Origin of the sequence: Silvimonas sp. (genome assembly GCF_031291215.1) — a bacterium.
GTDB classification, from domain to species: Bacteria; Pseudomonadota; Gammaproteobacteria; order Burkholderiales; family Chitinibacteraceae; genus Silvimonas; species Silvimonas soli.
Genome location: NZ_JARLJK010000110.1, coordinates 18,057 through 34,706, shown reverse-complemented (window position 1 = coordinate 34,706; position 16,650 = coordinate 18,057). Strand labels below are relative to the sequence as shown.

The 16,650-nt window shown below is 57.7% G+C and carries 10 protein-coding genes; 1 reads left to right on the top strand and 9 read right to left on the bottom strand.

Annotation, left to right across the window (positions count from 1 at the left end; all coding sequences use genetic code 11):
• Positions 1 to 55: 55 nt before the first annotated feature.
• The 8 genes from P4L78_RS11380 to P4L78_RS11345 form a co-directional block, all read right to left on the bottom strand.
• Positions 56 to 685, bottom strand: coding sequence for a response regulator transcription factor (locus P4L78_RS11380; RefSeq protein WP_283150271.1), 630 nt, complete (start codon positions 683 to 685; stop codon positions 56 to 58).
• Positions 685 to 2,946, bottom strand: coding sequence for a PAS domain S-box protein (locus P4L78_RS11375; protein WP_309328203.1), 2,262 nt, complete (start codon positions 2,944 to 2,946; stop codon positions 685 to 687). Before P4L78_RS11375 ends, P4L78_RS11380 begins: the two co-directional genes overlap by 1 nt.
• A 155-nt stretch (positions 2,947 to 3,101) precedes the next feature.
• On the bottom strand, positions 3,102 to 3,782 hold the full coding sequence (locus tag P4L78_RS11370; protein ID WP_283150273.1) for a Bax inhibitor-1/YccA family protein: 681 nt from the start codon (positions 3,780 to 3,782) through the stop codon (positions 3,102 to 3,104).
• A gap of 101 nt (positions 3,783 to 3,883) precedes the next feature.
• Complete coding sequence (locus P4L78_RS11365) at positions 3,884 to 4,954, bottom strand: enoyl-CoA hydratase/isomerase family protein (RefSeq protein ID WP_309328201.1); 1,071 nt, start codon at positions 4,952 to 4,954, stop codon at positions 3,884 to 3,886.
• A gap of 173 nt (positions 4,955 to 5,127) precedes the next feature.
• Complete coding sequence (locus tag P4L78_RS11360; protein WP_309328199.1) at positions 5,128 to 6,609, bottom strand: amino acid permease; 1,482 nt, start codon at positions 6,607 to 6,609, stop codon at positions 5,128 to 5,130.
• Positions 6,610 to 6,731: 122 nt separating this feature from the next.
• The gene (gene tldD / locus P4L78_RS11355) at positions 6,732 to 8,177 is read right to left on the bottom strand and encodes a metalloprotease TldD (protein WP_283150276.1); all 1,446 of its coding nucleotides are present in this window, start codon (positions 8,175 to 8,177) and stop codon (positions 6,732 to 6,734) included.
• Positions 8,178 to 8,343: 166 nt separating this feature from the next.
• Complete coding sequence (locus P4L78_RS11350) at positions 8,344 to 9,147, bottom strand: carbon-nitrogen hydrolase family protein (RefSeq protein ID WP_283150277.1); 804 nt, start codon at positions 9,145 to 9,147, stop codon at positions 8,344 to 8,346.
• A gap of 34 nt (positions 9,148 to 9,181) precedes the next feature.
• Positions 9,182 to 13,075 carry a YhdP family protein gene (locus P4L78_RS11345; protein ID WP_309328197.1) on the bottom strand — a complete coding sequence of 1,298 codons (3,894 nt, stop codon included), beginning with the start codon at positions 13,073 to 13,075 and terminating at the stop codon, positions 9,182 to 9,184.
• A 192-nt stretch (positions 13,076 to 13,267) separates the two neighbouring features.
• Here P4L78_RS11345 and glnE point away from each other — a divergent pair, with 192 nt between their 5' ends.
• The gene (glnE, locus tag P4L78_RS11340; protein WP_309328196.1) at positions 13,268 to 15,952 is read left to right on the top strand and encodes a bifunctional [glutamate--ammonia ligase]-adenylyl-L-tyrosine phosphorylase/[glutamate--ammonia-ligase] adenylyltransferase; all 2,685 of its coding nucleotides are present in this window, start codon (positions 13,268 to 13,270) and stop codon (positions 15,950 to 15,952) included.
• A gap of 105 nt (positions 15,953 to 16,057) precedes the next feature.
• Here the strand turns inward: glnE and P4L78_RS11335 are convergent, their stop codons facing one another.
• Positions 16,058 to 16,516 carry a hypothetical protein gene (locus P4L78_RS11335; RefSeq protein ID WP_309328195.1) on the bottom strand — a complete coding sequence of 153 codons (459 nt, stop codon included), beginning with the start codon at positions 16,514 to 16,516 and terminating at the stop codon, positions 16,058 to 16,060.
• Positions 16,517 to 16,650: the final 134 nt, after the last annotated feature.

Genomic DNA, 16,650 nt, shown 5'->3' with positions numbered 1-16,650 from the left:
AGACCTGCCCCGCGGCAGGTCTTTTTACATTCAAGCGTGATGCAAGGCTTGCTGCTTAATGCGCCGACTCTTTGCCGCTAATGGCAGCCAAGGGTACATCTTTGAGCAGCGCCGCCAACTCGACTGCAGAGCGTACGTGCAGCTTGGTGTAAATGCGGGCACGGTGGACTTCCACCGTTTTGATACTGATCGCCAGCGCATCGGCAATCTGTTTGTTGAGTTTGCCTGCCAGCAATTCGCTCAGCACTTCACGCTCGCGTGGCGTCAGTGCATCCAGTTGATCCGACAACGATTGGCGCGCCTCCCATTCCCCACGCAGGGCGACGTCCTGCTCCAGGTAAGCCTGGACTTTGCTGACCAGCACCCGGTTGTCACAAGGCTTTTCCAGAAAGTCGGTTGCGCCTTCTTTTACGGCGGCGACAGCCATAGCCACATCGCCATGGCCGGTCAGGAAGATCACTGGCGGCAGGTATTCGGCGGTTTTGATCTTGTTGAACAATTCCAGACCGCTCATGCCGGTCATGCGTACGTCCAGCACCATGCAGCTGAAATCTGCCGGGCCGGCTTCCGCCAGAAAGCTTTCGGCGGAATCGAAAGCAATCGCTGGCCAGCTGCGGGTTTCAAACAACAGGGTTAGCGCATCGCGTACTGCAATGTCGTCATCAATGATGGCAATTGGTCGCATTATTCGGTTTCCTCGGTCAGTGCCGTACTGATGGTTAGCGGCAATTTGCAGATAAAGCGGGTACCCCCGCCCGGATTTGCCTCAGCCAGCAATTGGCCTCGATGTTGCTCAATCACCGAACGGCAGATATTCAAACCGATACCCATACCGTCGGGTTTGGTGGTGTAAAACGGCTGAAACAGTGAGTCTGGCGACGCCAGCCCCGGCCCGCGATCAGCCACGACCACCTCCAGCGATTCATCGGTGGCTGTTGCCGAAACCGTGATTTCACGTGGTGCGTCACCATCGGCGGCGGCCATGGCTTCCAGACCGTTTTTCAACAGGTTGAACAATACCTGTTCCAGCATCACGCTGTCGCCCTGAAATTCGGGCAGTGAGTCTGGCAGTTCCACAATAACTCGCGACTGCGTCTTACGCACCACAGGTTCGAGCAATTGCAATGGCACCGACAGCAATTCCGCCAGGTCGCAGATTTCCTTGCGTGGCGCCCGTTTGGCGGCAAAATCGCGAATCCCGCGGATGATCTGCCCGGCGCGGCGCGCTTGCCCGCCAATACGTGTGAGCACATCGCCCGCTTTTTCGACCATGGGCGTTGGCGTAGCCAGCATCTCTTCTGCTGCCGCGGCGTAACTGCTGATCGCTGCCAGTGGCTGATTCAACTCGTGGGCCAGACTGGAGGCCAGTTCACCCATGCTGATCAGACGGGCGGTGTGCTGCAGTTTTTCACTCTGCAAGCGCATTTCTTCGGCTGACTGACGCACATCGGTGATATCCGCAGCGATATCCAGCCAGACTTGGCGCCGATCCACCCATTCGATCCGTCGCCGTTGCACGTGATACCAGCGGCCAGTAATCGGATCGCGTGATTCGGCGGCAAGCGAGTCATCCGGAATCAGCGGAATCAAACAACACACGGCTTCATCGCGCAGCGGGAACAGGTCATCGTGGTGACGATTGCGATACAGCAATTGACCACTTTGCTCGTCAGTTACCGACACGGCAGCTTCCAGCCCTTCCAGTACCGTGAGTAACTGCTTGCGTGATGCCGCCAAAGCTTCGCGCTCGCGGCGGATTTCGGTGACGTCATACAACGACGCCATCCAGCCGCGATACTCACCGCGCCCATCCACCAGCCGTGACGAGTACAAACGCACATCAAAGCGCTCGCCATTTCGCCGCATAAAGCGCAATTGATAGCCATTCTGCGGTGTCTGCCCTTCCAGGATGGCGCGGTAGGCGGCAGCACAGTTTTCCAGTTCTTCGGGCGGCCAGTAAGGCATGGGCGGAATATGCCCCATTAACTCGGACGCACTCCAGCCCACCATGTGGCAGAACGCCGGGTTCACATAGATGATACGACCATCGCGATCCATGGCCCGCAAGCCAGTGGTTAGCGAATCTTCCATCGCCGAGCGAAAACCCATTTCGTCGCGCAAGGCGACCTCGGCGGCCTGGCGTTCCAACATGCGCCGACGCAACATGGCCAGCACCCACCACAACAAGGTGAGCAGCAAGAACACGGCCCCCAGCAACCAGGCCTGGCTACTGGCGCGTGGGTTATCGCGCACACTGGCGCGCAACTTGAGTTCGTGACCCAGCGGGTCTACGCCGACGGTTCGAGTCAGCAACGAGCCGGGCATAACCGTGGCGTCGAGCGGTGCCACCACATGACCTTGGTCGTCCAGCAAGGCCAGGTCGTAACGCTGGATCATCCACCAGGGAATACGCAGCCGCAGCAATTCGGGCAGCGAATAAGTCGCCACGACCATGCCGGCATAAACAGTGGAATGGTAGTACGGCACTGCCAGCACAATCACAGGCTGATCGCGGATGATAACGTTACTGTAAACGGCATAACCCAGCGTACTGGCGCCATCCACGGTCTCGAGCACTTGCTCGTCATCAAGCGGCACCAGGCTACTGGGGCGCGAGCTATACACTGGCAAGCCACCCATGCGATGCCCCGCCGCATTCAGGTATTCCACCGACTGCATTTCCGGATTGTCTTTCATCAACGCGTCCGCACGAGCGTTGAAATCCGTATCGTTGATGGCATTGGCCGCCAAGCTATAGGCCAGGTTTTCCAGCACATTCTGATTAGTTTGCAAATGCAGCCGCAGGCCCTGCTCCTGCCACAGCAGATCCTGCGCCATGGTCATATCGCGGGCGGATTGGGTTTGTCGCTGATCCAGCCAGGTATAACCAGCCAAGGCAACCAGCACGAGACCAATGGCAATGTGGGCAACCAACCACGGCAGCATGGCGTGCCAGGGAAGTAGAAATCGGGGTAAGCGCATGGGCGAAGAATATACCTGTTTATCGCAAATTTGCCTTTACGGACTTACACCTGCATCCCCGGGGACCCAAAACAAAACGCCACCTTGCGGTGGCGTTGGAACTTGCATATGCGGCGTTATCAGTTGCGATTGTTGCCACTGAATGCCATCAGGATATTCAGCAGGCTGATAAAGATGTTGTACACGTTCAGGTACAACTGCAGCGTTGCCGTCACATAGTTGGTTTCACCACCGTTCACGATGCGGCTGACATCCATCAGGATGTAGGCCGAGAAAATCATGATGGCAATGGCCGAAACCGCCAGCGAGATCGCTGGAATCTGGAAGAACAGGTTAGCCAGCGAAGCCAGGATCAGCACCACGACGCCCACGAACAGGAACTTGCCCATGAACGAGAAGTCTTTCTTCGTCACGGTGGCGATACCTGCCAGGGTAAAGAAGATGGCAGCGGTACCAATTGCGGCTGTACCAATCATGGCCGGGCCGTTGGCAAAGCGCAGGGCGACTTGCAGTATTTGCGACAGCCACAGACCCATAAAGCCGGTGTACGCCAGCAACAGAACCACGCCCATGGCGCTGTTCTTGGTCTTTTCGATGGCAAAGAACATCCCGAAGCTCACGCCCAGGAACACAATCGCGCCGAACATCGGGCTCATTGCAAACTGCATGGAAATACCCAGCAGCGCACCGGCGGCGGTGGGCAGCATGCTCAGGGCCAGCAGGAAATAGGTGTTACGCAACACCTTGTTGCGCTCGACGGCTAATGCCGTGCCGCCGTATTGGGCGGTGGTGTAATCCATAGTGTCTTCTCCGTTTCTGATCAATCGAGCGGTTGGCTCGTACTGCTTAAGATGAAGGGATATGACAAAAGTTTCAAGTCAAACGGTACTTTTTGCCTGAATCAAATATTTTCGAACCAGCGCGCAACCCCTTCGGCCAAGGCTTGATCCAGCGTTGCGGGGGACCAGCGAGGCTGATTATCCCGATCAATCAACCTTGCACGCACGCCTTCTCGAAAGTCGCCATGTCGCACACTATGCTTTGCCGCGAGGGTTTCCATGGCCACTACGGCATCGTAATCCATGGACGCGGCACGCTGTGCCAGCGTCCAGCTCAGGACCATTGAACCCGGAGAACCCGCCTGCATATTGCTCATTGCCTGTTGCAGCCAGCGACTCTCACCCCGATACGCCTGAATTCGCGTGGCGATGGCCGCCAGATCGTCACCGCAGACCACCTCCTCGACTTGCTCGCTCACCGGCGGCCATTGCGCCTCAGGCAACGGGCAAGGCGTGGCTGCGCTTAATGCACTCAGCAACTGCGACAACATTTGCGCATCGACCTGTGCTTGCGCCAGCCACGGCATTTCCTGCAGTCCCTGCAATAGCGATTCGAATCCGTTGGCTGGCAACGCCCAGTCAGCGGCTCCGGCGGCGACGGCATCTGCCGCATTCAGTTGCGAGGCCGTCAGATAAAGCATGCGCCCGACATTGTGGTGCAAATGTCCCAGCCAGCTACTCGCCCCTACATCCGGGAACAACCCAATGCCAATTTCCGGCATCGCCAGCACACTGGTTTCGGTCACCACTTTATGGCTCGCGCCTGCCAGCAGCCCCCAGCCGCCGCCCATGATCAGGCCATTGGCCCAGGCGAGGATAGGTTTGGGATAACGATGCAGATCACGGCACAGCGCGTATTCACTGGCAAAGAAGTCATCCGCCTCGCCAATCCGGCCCGGCTCGGTCATCGCGTAATACAGGGCTTTGATATCACCGCCCGCACAGAAGGCTTTTTCCCCAACGCCGCGAATCAGGACCAGCACCACCCTGTCATCGGTACGCCAAAGCGCCAGTTGCTCGCGCATCTGGTTCACCATGAGCAGATTCTGCGCATTGAGCGTGCCGGGAGTATCCAGCAGAATTTCGGCGATCCAGGCGCCGTTATGCGTTGGGACAAGCTGGAAACGAACCATCGGTTTTCCGTAAAAACAATTGATCTGCGGGATGGCGAGCTTACTTTGCCTTGGCGGCACATGCATCCGGGATGTTACTCACCATCTTGTTTCAGTCCATAACGGGGCCATCCCCAGCGCAATAAAAAACGGCGCAAAGCGCGCCGTTTCAAGGGGTTAAGCTGCGTCAGGGCTTATTGGACAGAATCCGGGAATTTCATGTCGGCATAACGCACAAAGCGCGTTTTGCGGCTAAAGCGATAACCAGCCCAGATCACCAGGAACAGCGGCAAGCCAACATACGTTGCCACTACGCCAATCCAGTCGATGCGGTCCTTCAGGAAAGCCTCATAGTTCTGACCCAGAGTAATGGCCAGGCATAGAACGAAAGCGAAGATCGGCCCCCACGGAAAGAAACCCGACTTGTACGGCAGCGCGTTCAAATCACGCCCTTGCGCTACGTAACCCTTGCGGAAACGATAGTGGCTGATCGCGATACCTAACCAGGCAATGAAACCGGTCATGCCCGATGTATTGAGCAGCCACAGGTAGACCTCTTGCTTGCCGAACATGGACGTCAGAAAACACAACCCGCCGACAATGGTCGTGGCATACAAGGCATTGCGCGGCACGCCACCTTTAGACAATTTGGCAAAGATTCTGGGCGCTTTGCCATCTACCGCCAGCGTGTACAACATGCGGGTGGAGGCGTACATGCCCGAGTTACCGGCCGACAACACGGCGGTCAGAATCACCGCATTCATTACCGCCGCGGCAAACGCCAGTCCGGCATGCTGGAACACCAGCGTGAACGGGCTAATGGCAATGTCGCTCACTTCGTTCTTGAGCAGACGCGGATCGGTGTAGGGAATCAGCAAACTGATAATCAGAATGGCGAAGATATAGAACAGCAGAATCCGCCAGAACACCTGCCGTACCGCACGCGGAATGTTTTTGGCCGGGTTTTGCGATTCACCGGCAGCAATACCGATCAATTCGGTGCCCTGGAACGAGAACCCAACCACCATCGCCACACCAATCAACGCAGCAAAGCCTCCGGCAAACGGACCATCGCCCACGGTAAAGTTATGGAAACCCGCCGTTTCGCCGCCCTTGATGATGCCGAAAATCATCGCCAGACCCAGCGCAATGAAAATGACGATGGTCACGACTTTGATCAGCGAGAACCAGTATTCAGCCTCGCCAAAACCTTTGACCGAGATGTAGTTCAGCAAGAACATGATGCCGAGGAAACACGCGCTCCAGATCCAGCCTGGCGTACCCGGGAACCAATAATTCATCACCAGTTGTGAGGCAACCAGATCCACCGCAATGGTCACCGCCCAGTTGTACCAGTAGTTCCAGCCCAGCGCGAAGCCAAAGCCTTCTTCTACATAATGGGCGCCGTAAGTGGCAAACGAGCCGGATACCGGCATGTACGCCGCCAGTTCACCCAGGCTGGTCATCAGGAAATACACCATCAAGCCGATCAGCGCGTACGCCAGCAAGGCACCGCCTGGACCAGCTTGCGAGATGGTGGCGCCAGAGGCCACAAACAGCCCGGTGCCGATGGAGCCACCGATGGCGATCATGGTCAAATGGCGGGCTTTGAGCTGGCGCGCCAGGCCAGTCTCGGGCGCGGCGGGGATTGCGGGGACATCTACCCGGTTATTCATGCTTGCGGCTTTGTTCAAAAAAACGAAGGGCGGGATTGTAACAAACCCCCGCCCTTGCCGCCTCGTAAATAGCTGTATATCTGGTGATATATTGCAAATCGGTGCTTTCACACCGGGCTTGTTCAGCCCGTGCCACCCACCGTCAAACCACCGTCAATACGCAATGTTGGCTGGCCGACACCTACCGGCACGCTCTGGCCTTCCTTACCGCAGGTACCCACACCTGGATCAAGCGCCATATCGTTGCCGATCATCGAAACGCGAGTCAGCACGTCCGGGCCGTTGCCGATCAGCGTGGCGCCCTTGACCGGATATTGCAGCTTGCCGTCTTCTACCCACCAGGCTTCAGACGCCGAGAATACGAATTTGCCGCTAGTAATATCGACCTGACCACCGCCAAAGTTCACCGCATACAAACCGCGTTTGACCGAGCTGATGATCTCTTGTGGGTCTTTATCGCCGCCCAGCATCAGCGTGTTGGTCATGCGTGGCATCGGCAGATGCGCGTACGACTCGCGGCGGCCATTGCCGGTCAGTGGCATGTTCATCAAGCGGGCGTTCAGGCTGTCTTGCAGATATCCACGCAGAATGCCGTCCTCAATCAGCGTGGTGCGGCTGGTCGGGTTGCCTTCATCATCCACATTGAGCGAGCCACGGCGATCCTGGATGGTGCCGTCGTCGATCACCGTCACGCCTGGTGCCGCCACGCGCTCACCCAGACGGCCCGAGAACGCGGAGCTGCCTTTGCGGTTGAAATCGCCTTCCAGACCGTGACCAATGGCTTCATGCAGCAAAATGCCGGGCCAGCCGTTGCCCAGCACCACGGTCATCTCACCGGCTGGCGCGGGGCGTGCGGTCAGATTAAGCACCGCTTGTGCCACTGCGACCTGCGCGTAGTGATTCACCACATCGTCGGTGAAGTAACTGTAATCAAAGCGACCACCGCCACCCGCGCTGCCCTGCTCGCGCTGACCGTTTTCTTCAACGATAACGTTCAGAGACAAACGCACCAACGGACGGATATCGGCAGCACGATGCCCGTCATGCCGCGCGATATAGATCACGTCGTATTCAGACGCTAGGCTCGCCATCACTTGCACCACGCGCTTGTCGGCAGCGCGAGCAGCGCGTTCGAGTTTTTCCAGCAAGGCAACCTTTTCGGCCTCGTTCAGACTGGCCAGCGGATCAATCGGCCGATACAAGGCGTGGCCTGCACCGGTTTTTACCAGCGCGGCCGAACCATTGCCGCCTTGGCGACCAATCGCCCGTGTGGCGCGCGCCGCTTCCAGCAAGGGCGAAAAGCCGATTTCATCCGAATAGGCAAAAGCGGTTTTCTCACCGGAGACCACCCGCACGCCCACTCCTTGGTCAATCGAAAAGCTGCCAGATTTGACGATTCCTTCGTCCAGGCTCCAGCCTTCCGAGCGCGTGCTCTGGAAGTACAGATCGGCGTAATCCAGATCGTGCTGCATCAATTCGGAGAACACGCGGTCCAGTTGTTGTTCATCCAGGCTATAAGGCGCCAGGAGGGTGGATTGCGCGGTTTGTAGCAGACTCAAATGGCTCATGCCGATATCGCTCTGAAAAATGACGGTCAATGGAACAACATGCCATCGCCCATGGGGTTTGACAAGGCGTGGGCTGGACTAAGTTTTGTGGTGGCTACAGCCGGGCAGGTCTGCAGCTCTGGGGATGACCGCAGGCGGACGGCGAATTGGCCGCGCCGAATCCATCCTACAAAATGCGATGACGCAATGCAGGCAATATCCGGCGCACGCGCTCACTCTGGCTGGCTTTCAGTTCAGCGATTACCACGCCGTTGCCGTTGTCACGTTGCGCCAGAATCTGGCCCCACGGGTCAACGATCATGCTGTGGCCATGCGTTTCGCGCCCGGTAACGTGCATGCCGCCCTGCCCCGGCGCAACAAAGAAACATTGGTTTTCAATGGCGCGCGCGCGGATCAGTGGCTCCCAGTGGGCCTTGCCCGTGGTGGCGGTGAAGGCCGAGGGCAAGAACCAGATATCCACTTCACCCGGCGTGCGAAACAGCTCAGGAAAGCGCAGATCGTAGCAGATGCTCAATCCCACCCGACCAAATGGCGTCGTGAAAGTAACGACCTCGTTGCCCGCTTCAATGGTATCGGCCTCGGCAAAATGCTCGTCGCCATTGTCAAAACCGAACAGATGAATCTTGTCGTAGCGTGCCGCCAGATTGCCTTGCGGGTCGTATACCAGCGTGCTGTTGCGCACTTTGTCGGGCACGCTGGCCTCCAGCGGCACCGTTCCGCCCACCAGCCAGATGCCGTGTCTGGCGGCGGTTTGTGCCAGAAAGTCCTGAATCGGCCCGTTCCCTGGCATTTCGCGCACGGCAATCTTGTCGCGCGGATCTTTACCCATGATGGCAAAGTACTCCGGCACGGCCACAATCTGCGCCCCTTCTGCGGCGGCCTGGGCGATCAACCGGCCCGCGGTAGCCAGGTTTTCACTCACCACCGGGGTGGAAATCAGTTGCACTGCGGCGGCAATCACCGTTTGCATGGCGAACTTTCCTTAACAGGACCAGTTATCGAGATCAGGGCGTGCGGTGTTTCTGGATGATCGACGGGAGCAGCTGCGAAACGTCTTCCACCTTGCGAATCTGCGGGTCGCGCATGCTGCCGGTAATATCATATTCATAGGCGATCAACTGCCCCAGCGGGTCTTTCAACGCCCGTTGCAGCAGAAAAGCGGCAACGCCAGCAATCGGGTTGACGATGGTGGTCGCCACCGCAACCGAATCGCCAATCACCGGCACAATGCGTACGCGCAAGTCTTGCGTGCCTGCTTCAAAGTTGGCCGCGCCGCGGAACAATACCTGCGCTGCTGAACCGGTAATCACCAGGTTTTCGGTACGGGCTACGCCTCGTTCAATCGCCGCATCGCCCTTGATGGTATCGAACTCGAAGCCTTGCGAAAACACGTCGCGAAAATCCAGTTGCACGCGGCGCGTGAGCGATTGCAGGCTCAAAATGGACAGCAAGCGGCCCGCGCCCGGATCAATCCGCGCAAATTGCCCGGACTGCACGTCCACATTGATATTGCCCTGCATGCTTTGAAAATCGGGCGGGAATGGCTCTCCATCCCAGGTAGCTTCACCGGAAATTTTGCCCGGTGCCCGTCTGAGAGTATCCGGATAACCAATCCGTGCCAGGAACTTGCCAAAGTCATCGCTACCCAGGCTGAACTTGCCCGACACCCGCGATTTGCCATTGCTCTGTCGCCACACGCCGCTCATGTCGAAATGGCCGTCAGGGTTATCCAGGCTCACGCTCTTGAGCGTCCAGGCGTCACCTTGCTGTTCGCCCTGCACATCGAGCTTGCCCAACTGCAGGGTTTTGTAGCGGAAATCATCGATGCTCAGGTCAATCGCCGGCAAGGAGCGAATCGGTGAGGTTTCGGTCGGTTGATTGCCGGATGCAGTGGTCAGCGGCAACAGCACCTTGCTCATGCGCGCGATAAGCTTGCCTTTACCCTGGCCACTCCACGCAAATTTGCCGTTTAGCTCGCGACTGGCCAGTTCGCCCTGCCAGCTCTGTGCACCCGGATAACTGGCTTTCAGATGCACGTCATTGAGTACGCGGCCCCAGCCGCTAAGACGGTCAAAGCTCAAATCCACACCGGCCGGGCCAGCGGAGGAAGACGACGCTGGCGGTGCGGCTTGCGCTACGGTCTGGCTTGCGGCATTCCTGTCGCTACCGCGACCTTCTTTGTCCCACAATTCGTACCATTCTTGCGCATTCAACTCTGGCCAGCCGCCGCTAACCAACATGCCTGGTCGCGCCGGCATGACTGCATTGGCAGAACCCAAAGCCAGATTGCCGGTCAGCGCCCCGCCCTGCGGCTGACGCATGACCAGTTGCAACAGATGCTCCCAGGTCATATCCAGTTCGTACCCGGTTTTGTCACCAGCGACTCGCAAACGCAGTGAGCGGGATACATTGGCGGCTTTGCCCACGGGCGCTGGCAGATCGATCACCGTGCCACTCATGGGCGAGGTCAGCGTTACATCGAAGCGGTCATGGCTGGCGGCGATCTGGCCTTGCCAGCCCATCATTCCGTGCAAACGCGTAGCCAGTGGCAGATCAAAATTATGGGCAACATCGGCAAGCTGACTTTTGCCGTTCAACTGCAGCTTCACCACGCCATCTTTATCGGATGTGCCACTAATCTGTACTGTACCGCCCAAGGCTTGCCCGGAAACATCGCGTACGGTGAGACCGCTCTCGGTAAACAGTAATTGCCCGCTGGTTGCGGTTATCGGCGGCACATTGCCCGCAAAATCCAGCATGTTGTCAGCAAAATGATACGAACCATTCACCTTGGTCTGGGCCATATTGGCCAGCGGAATATCCAGCTTAAGTGTCAGGTCGCCCTTGCCTTCAGCTTTCAGACCATCGATATACGCCGCCATCGGGCCATGCAGCGGTGTCGCCTTGATGTAATCCAGAAACCCCGTTGTGCTGTCTTGGGCTTTGCCATCAACCAGCACATGCGGATGCTCCAGGTCTGGGATGGATACTTCAACGTTATTGAGCTGCGCATTGTGGATTTGCGCTTGTGGTGCGCGGATCAGCATCGATTTGCCATGAAAATCGAGCGTGCCATTGATATGCGTAATAGCTGGCCAATCGCTGGCGAATTGCAGCGTAGTGTCCTGGGCGCTGGCAGTAATGCGGAATTGCCCGGCTTTATCATCCGGGAACGGAAAGTCGTGCAGATTGCCGTGCACCAGAATCTTGCCGTCAAACGCGCGCCCGTGTTTGAGCGAGCCTTTGAGCCAGGCCAGCGTTTCGTCACCCACCACCCGCGGCAAATAAGCGAAAGCGCGCGAAGCCTCCAGCCCCTTGATATCGCCGTCCAGATCCAGTTGCCCCAAACCGCTGTCCGGCCAGAAATATTTGCCAGCCACGCTGACATTCATGTCTTTGTTGTTAAGCCGAACGGTATCCAGCGAGATGTTCCAGCCTTTGGCCTGGCGTTGCCAGTGCGTGGCCACATTCAGCAAATCCAGCCGAATGGGTTCTACAAATTGTTGGGGGTAATTGAATACAAAATTACTGGAGACCAGCTGGGCTTTGCCCCCAGCTTCAGTGAAATCGGCCTGGATATTGGCTGGGCCCAGCTCTGGCAACACGCCTGGCCACTGAACGGCCAGATTGGCCAGGTCGATGCTGCCTTTGTAATGCGCCGGTTTGTCCCAGTCCCCTTGCCAGGCATAACTCGAATTGCGCACATCGCCAGCAAGCTGGCCGTCCGGGATGCGCTCCAGCAATGCCGCTGGCAATGCGCTGCGTAACCCGGCCAGATGATCCAGCTTCAAACCAGACAGCGAGATATCCTGCTTGCCGGATTTATCCTTGCCCCAGGTAAACCGGCAGTTGTTGCACACTACGCCATCGCGGGTGGCGATCTGGCGGCCATCCAGCCGCAATGCAGACTTGCCGCCTTGCTCGGTCCAGTGCAGGCGCGCATCAAACCGGGGCAGTTCCAGAGAGCGGCTACCGTATTGGGCCAGCAACGATTGCGCCACGAGATCAACATCAGCGCCGGTCAACTGTCCCTGGCCAAAACTGAAATCGACTGACCCACCCGCAGTGCCGGATTGCACGGTAAACGGCAAAGCATCCGCCGGCAGATACCGCCATAAGCTATCCAGTGCAATTTGCGGCGCCACAATCCGCGCGTGCCCGGACCACGTGGCCCACTTCCCGACGTCGCTCCCGTACCAGACGCCGCCCAAGGTAAAGGACTGGCCGATTGAGGATGGTGGTGTTGCGCCGATAGTGAAGCTGTGGCGACCAAACAACGAGCGCACATGCAGCTGCACATCACGCGCTTGAACTGGTGGGGCGTTGGTCAGCAGGTCAGTGTAATTGAGTGTGCCACCGTTGATATCCAGCTCATCCTGGTTCAATACCCAGTTCATGAAACGGTTATCGCTAGTGCCTTGTCCAGCCGTGAGGGCAAAACCGCCGACATGCCACAAACCGGAAGCGTCGCGCGTGACTTCCAGCGCCGGCGCCGCCAGCGATAAGCGGCGAAAGATGATTTCTCCGACAAAAATCGAGCGCCAGGCCACGTCGGCATCCAGTGCATTCAAATGCAAGACCGGTGTGCGATCGCGATTCAGGACGGTGAGGCCATCAATATGAAAGCCCGGGCGCATGCCGTGCCAGCCACCGGAAATGCGGCCTAGCTGGATCGGGCTGCCAGTTGCTGCGGCAAAACGGCCTTCCAGCATGGGGCGGAACTGGTCCAGTCGCGGCAACAGATAAAATTGCCATGTCAGCGCGAGCACGACAAACAGCAACGCGCCGGCCAGCAGCAGGCGCAGCAACAAGCGATAATGCCAGTGGACAAAACCCTTGATGCGCGACCAGGCGGACGCCAGCAAGGGTTTAATAGAGATCGAACGAAATGGGGTCATGCACTACCCGGTGGCCCGGTTCAAAAAAAACAATATCAAAAAATGAGACTGCGCCAACTGGCTTTTTCCTGCTGCGAATCTGCTTGCAACAGCGCTAATCGCCGGTGACCGCAGTTCTGGCATTGGCCCAGGTTGTGCTACGGTGTCGCTTCGGCATTCTACCCGAACGCGTTCAAGCCCAAGAGATTAGACATGTATGCTGTGACACATTCCTCGCTCGCCCCTGCGGTTAACCACAGCCGCTATCTGCAACGCCTGTTTACCCGGTATCCCGAGCTGGAAGCACAAACTGCTGCCGCACTGGATAAACCGTTTTCGCGCGACGAAATGCTGACCGCGCTGGCCACTTGTGCTGAACACGATGAACCCACCGCCAGCCGGACATTGCGATTGTTGCGCATGCATGTCATGGCGCGGTTAATCGCTCGCGAGCTGGCGGGTTTGTCTGATCTGGATGAAGCCGTCGCCGTCATCAGCGATCTGGCCGAAGTCAGCATCGCCTGCGCGCTGGAAACCGCCCGCCGCCAATTGCATGAGCGTTATGGCGACCCGGTGGGCGAAGAAAGCGGCACTGTCCAGCAATTGATTGTAGTCGGCATGGGCAAATTGGGTGGGCGCGAACTGAATGTGTCGTCCGACATCGATCTGATCTTTGTTTACCCGGAAGACGGCGAAACCACGGGCCCGCGCAAAGTCAGCAATCACCAGTATTTTGGCTTGCTCGGCAAAGCGCTGATCCAGCTGATTGGCCATCCCACCGACGAAGGCATGGTGTTTCGCGTTGATATGCGCTTGCGCCCGTTTGGCGACTCCGGCCCGCTGGTATCCAGCTTTGGTGCGCTGGAAAACTACCTGCAAACCCAGGGACGCGAGTGGGAGCGTTACGCCTGGATCAAAGGCCGCCCGCTCACTGGCGATGGCGACGCTTTGATGCAACTGGTGCGCCCGTTTGTTTACCGCAAATATCTGGATTACGGCGCCTACCGCTCCATGCGCGAGTTGCACAGCCAGATTCGCCATGAAGTCACACGCAAAGACCGGCTGGACAATATCAAGCTGGGGCCAGGCGGTATCCGCGAAATCGAATTCATTGGCCAGGTCTTTCAACTGATCCGTGGCGGGCGCGATAAAACCCTGCAACAGCGCGCCACCCGCGTCATTCTTACTGAACTGGCCAATCAAGGCCTGTTGCCGCAAGACGCTGTGAGCGAACTGCTGGGCGCGTACGTATTTCTGCGGAATCTGGAACACCGTCTGATGTATATCGATGACGCCCAGACGCAGATGTTGCCAGGCAACGATGATGACCGGGCCCGCATCGCCAGCAGTATGGGCTATGCGGATTGGACGGCGTTTTATCAAGGCTTGTCGGAGTGGCGCGGTATGGTCAATCGACATTTCGAGCAGGTATTTGTATCGCCGCAGGCCGAGGATGAAAGCCATCCCCAAGCCGATTTGTGGTTATCGGCACAAGACGGCGAAGGCATTGACGAAGGGCTGGTCAAACTGGGTTACGCCGACCCGGCGGAAATTCGTCGGCGCCTGGCGGGCATGCAAAGCAGCAGCCGTTATCAGCAAATGTCTGATCGCAGCCGCCAGCGCATGGACGCCATTTTGCCGCCGCTGATTGAAGTCGCCGCAGGCTATCCGAACCCGGATACCACCTTGCTGCGCATTCTGGATTTGCTGGAAAGCATAGGCCGTCGCGAATCCTATCTGGCCTTGCTGGCAGAACATCCGCAAACGCTCAATCGCCTTGCCAGCCTGTACAGCGCCAGCCCGTGGGTGTCGGAATACTTGACCCGCCATCCCATTTTGCTGGACGAACTGCTGGACGTGCGACTGTTGTATCAGGCGCCTGACTGGTCTCAGGCTGGTGACCAGCTACGCTCACAAATGCATGATCATGCGGGTGACACCGAAGCGCGCATGGATTTGCTGCGCCACTTTCAGCACTCCCAGCTGTTCCGGCTAATGGCGCAAGATATCGCCGGCCATTTGCAGCTGGAAACGCTGTCGGATCATCTCTCCGACCTGGCAGATTTGTGCCTGCAGGTAACGCTGGAAGAAGCCTGGCGCGACGTCAACAATCGCCATCTGGATATCCCGGCGTTTGCCATCATTGGTTACGGCAAACTTGGAGGCAAAGAACTCGGCTATGGCTCGGATCTGGATCTGGTCTTTCTCTACGACGACCCGCACCCGGACGCCGCCGAAACCTACGCCCGCTATGCCAAGCGGATTGTTAGCTGGTTAAGCGCGCTGACTTCGGCCGGCCAACTCTACGACGTTGATCTGCGTTTGCGGCCCAATGGCTCATCGGGATTTCTGGTATCGAGCATCGAAGCATTTGTGCAGTACCAGAATGAATCGGCCTGGATGTGGGAACACCAGGCACTCACCCGTGCCCGCTTTGCCGCCGGTTCAACTGCCATTGGCGCACAGTTTGAGCAAATCCGGATAGATATTTTGCGCCGCGCCCGTGATTTGCCAACTTTATCGGCCGAGGTCGTGGCGATGCGCCAGCGTATGCTGGAAACGCACCCTGCCCTGCCCGAAGACGTGAAGCACTGCCGGGGTGGCATTGTGGATGTCGAATTCATGGTGCAGTACCTGGTGCTGGGCTTTGCCGAGCAATACCCGGATCTGACCGCAAATCGCGGCAATATCGCCTTGCTGGCCATCGCCGCGACCCACGGCTTGATTGATACATCCGCCGCTGAAGCTGCGCGCTACTGTTATCGTGAACTGCGGCGCTTGCAGCATCGTGGCCGCTTGAACGGACACAAGCCCAACGCTGAAGAAATCAGCGCCATGACCGCGCCTTTGGCCAGCGTGCGGCAGATCTGGCACACGTTGCTGGGCGAAAGTATCTGAAGCGGCGGCGGTTCGGATAAAGACACCGTCTGCAGAACGACAAAACGGCGCTGGAGGTCATCATCTCCAGCGCCGTTTTTTGCGCCCGCAAACCCCAAATGTGGGTCAGATCGGAAAAGTACAGTATTCGATTGCCTCTGCGCCCAGCGGCAGATAAGGCTCCAGCCAGGACATTTCCAGCTTCACATGTTCAATCATCGCCACCACCTGGCGCGGATCAGCGTCGCTGGCAAAGCTGAGTTCTTTGCGCCAGAAGCGGTCATCTTCCGGCACGCCGCGCACGCTGGAAGCCATTTGCTCCAGCGCCTTGCGGTTGCTGTGGTAGCCAGTACTGGCAAGCAATTCGCCCAATTCGTCCGAGGCGTCTGCTACTTCAATCACAAAAGCCAGTCCACCAGCAGCATGTTGCTGCAAATTGATGAATACACGGGTATCAAGCATCGAGCGGCGGGCCAATTCGGCAAGACAGTGTGGACAGGAAAAAGCCGCGCGGATAAAGCGGGCTTCGTGTTGGTCGAAGGCAGAGGTGGTCGGCAACTGCTTGTGGCCACAGCGGTGAGTCATTGAAAAACACATTCGATCCATGCATGAGCCTGGCGGGAGCGGTAACCTGGTTGGCGTCATTATGTGTTAAATAAAACAAAACGCCAGAAATACGTAAGTATTTCTGGCGTTTTCGCAACAAGCTTGCCGTCAGC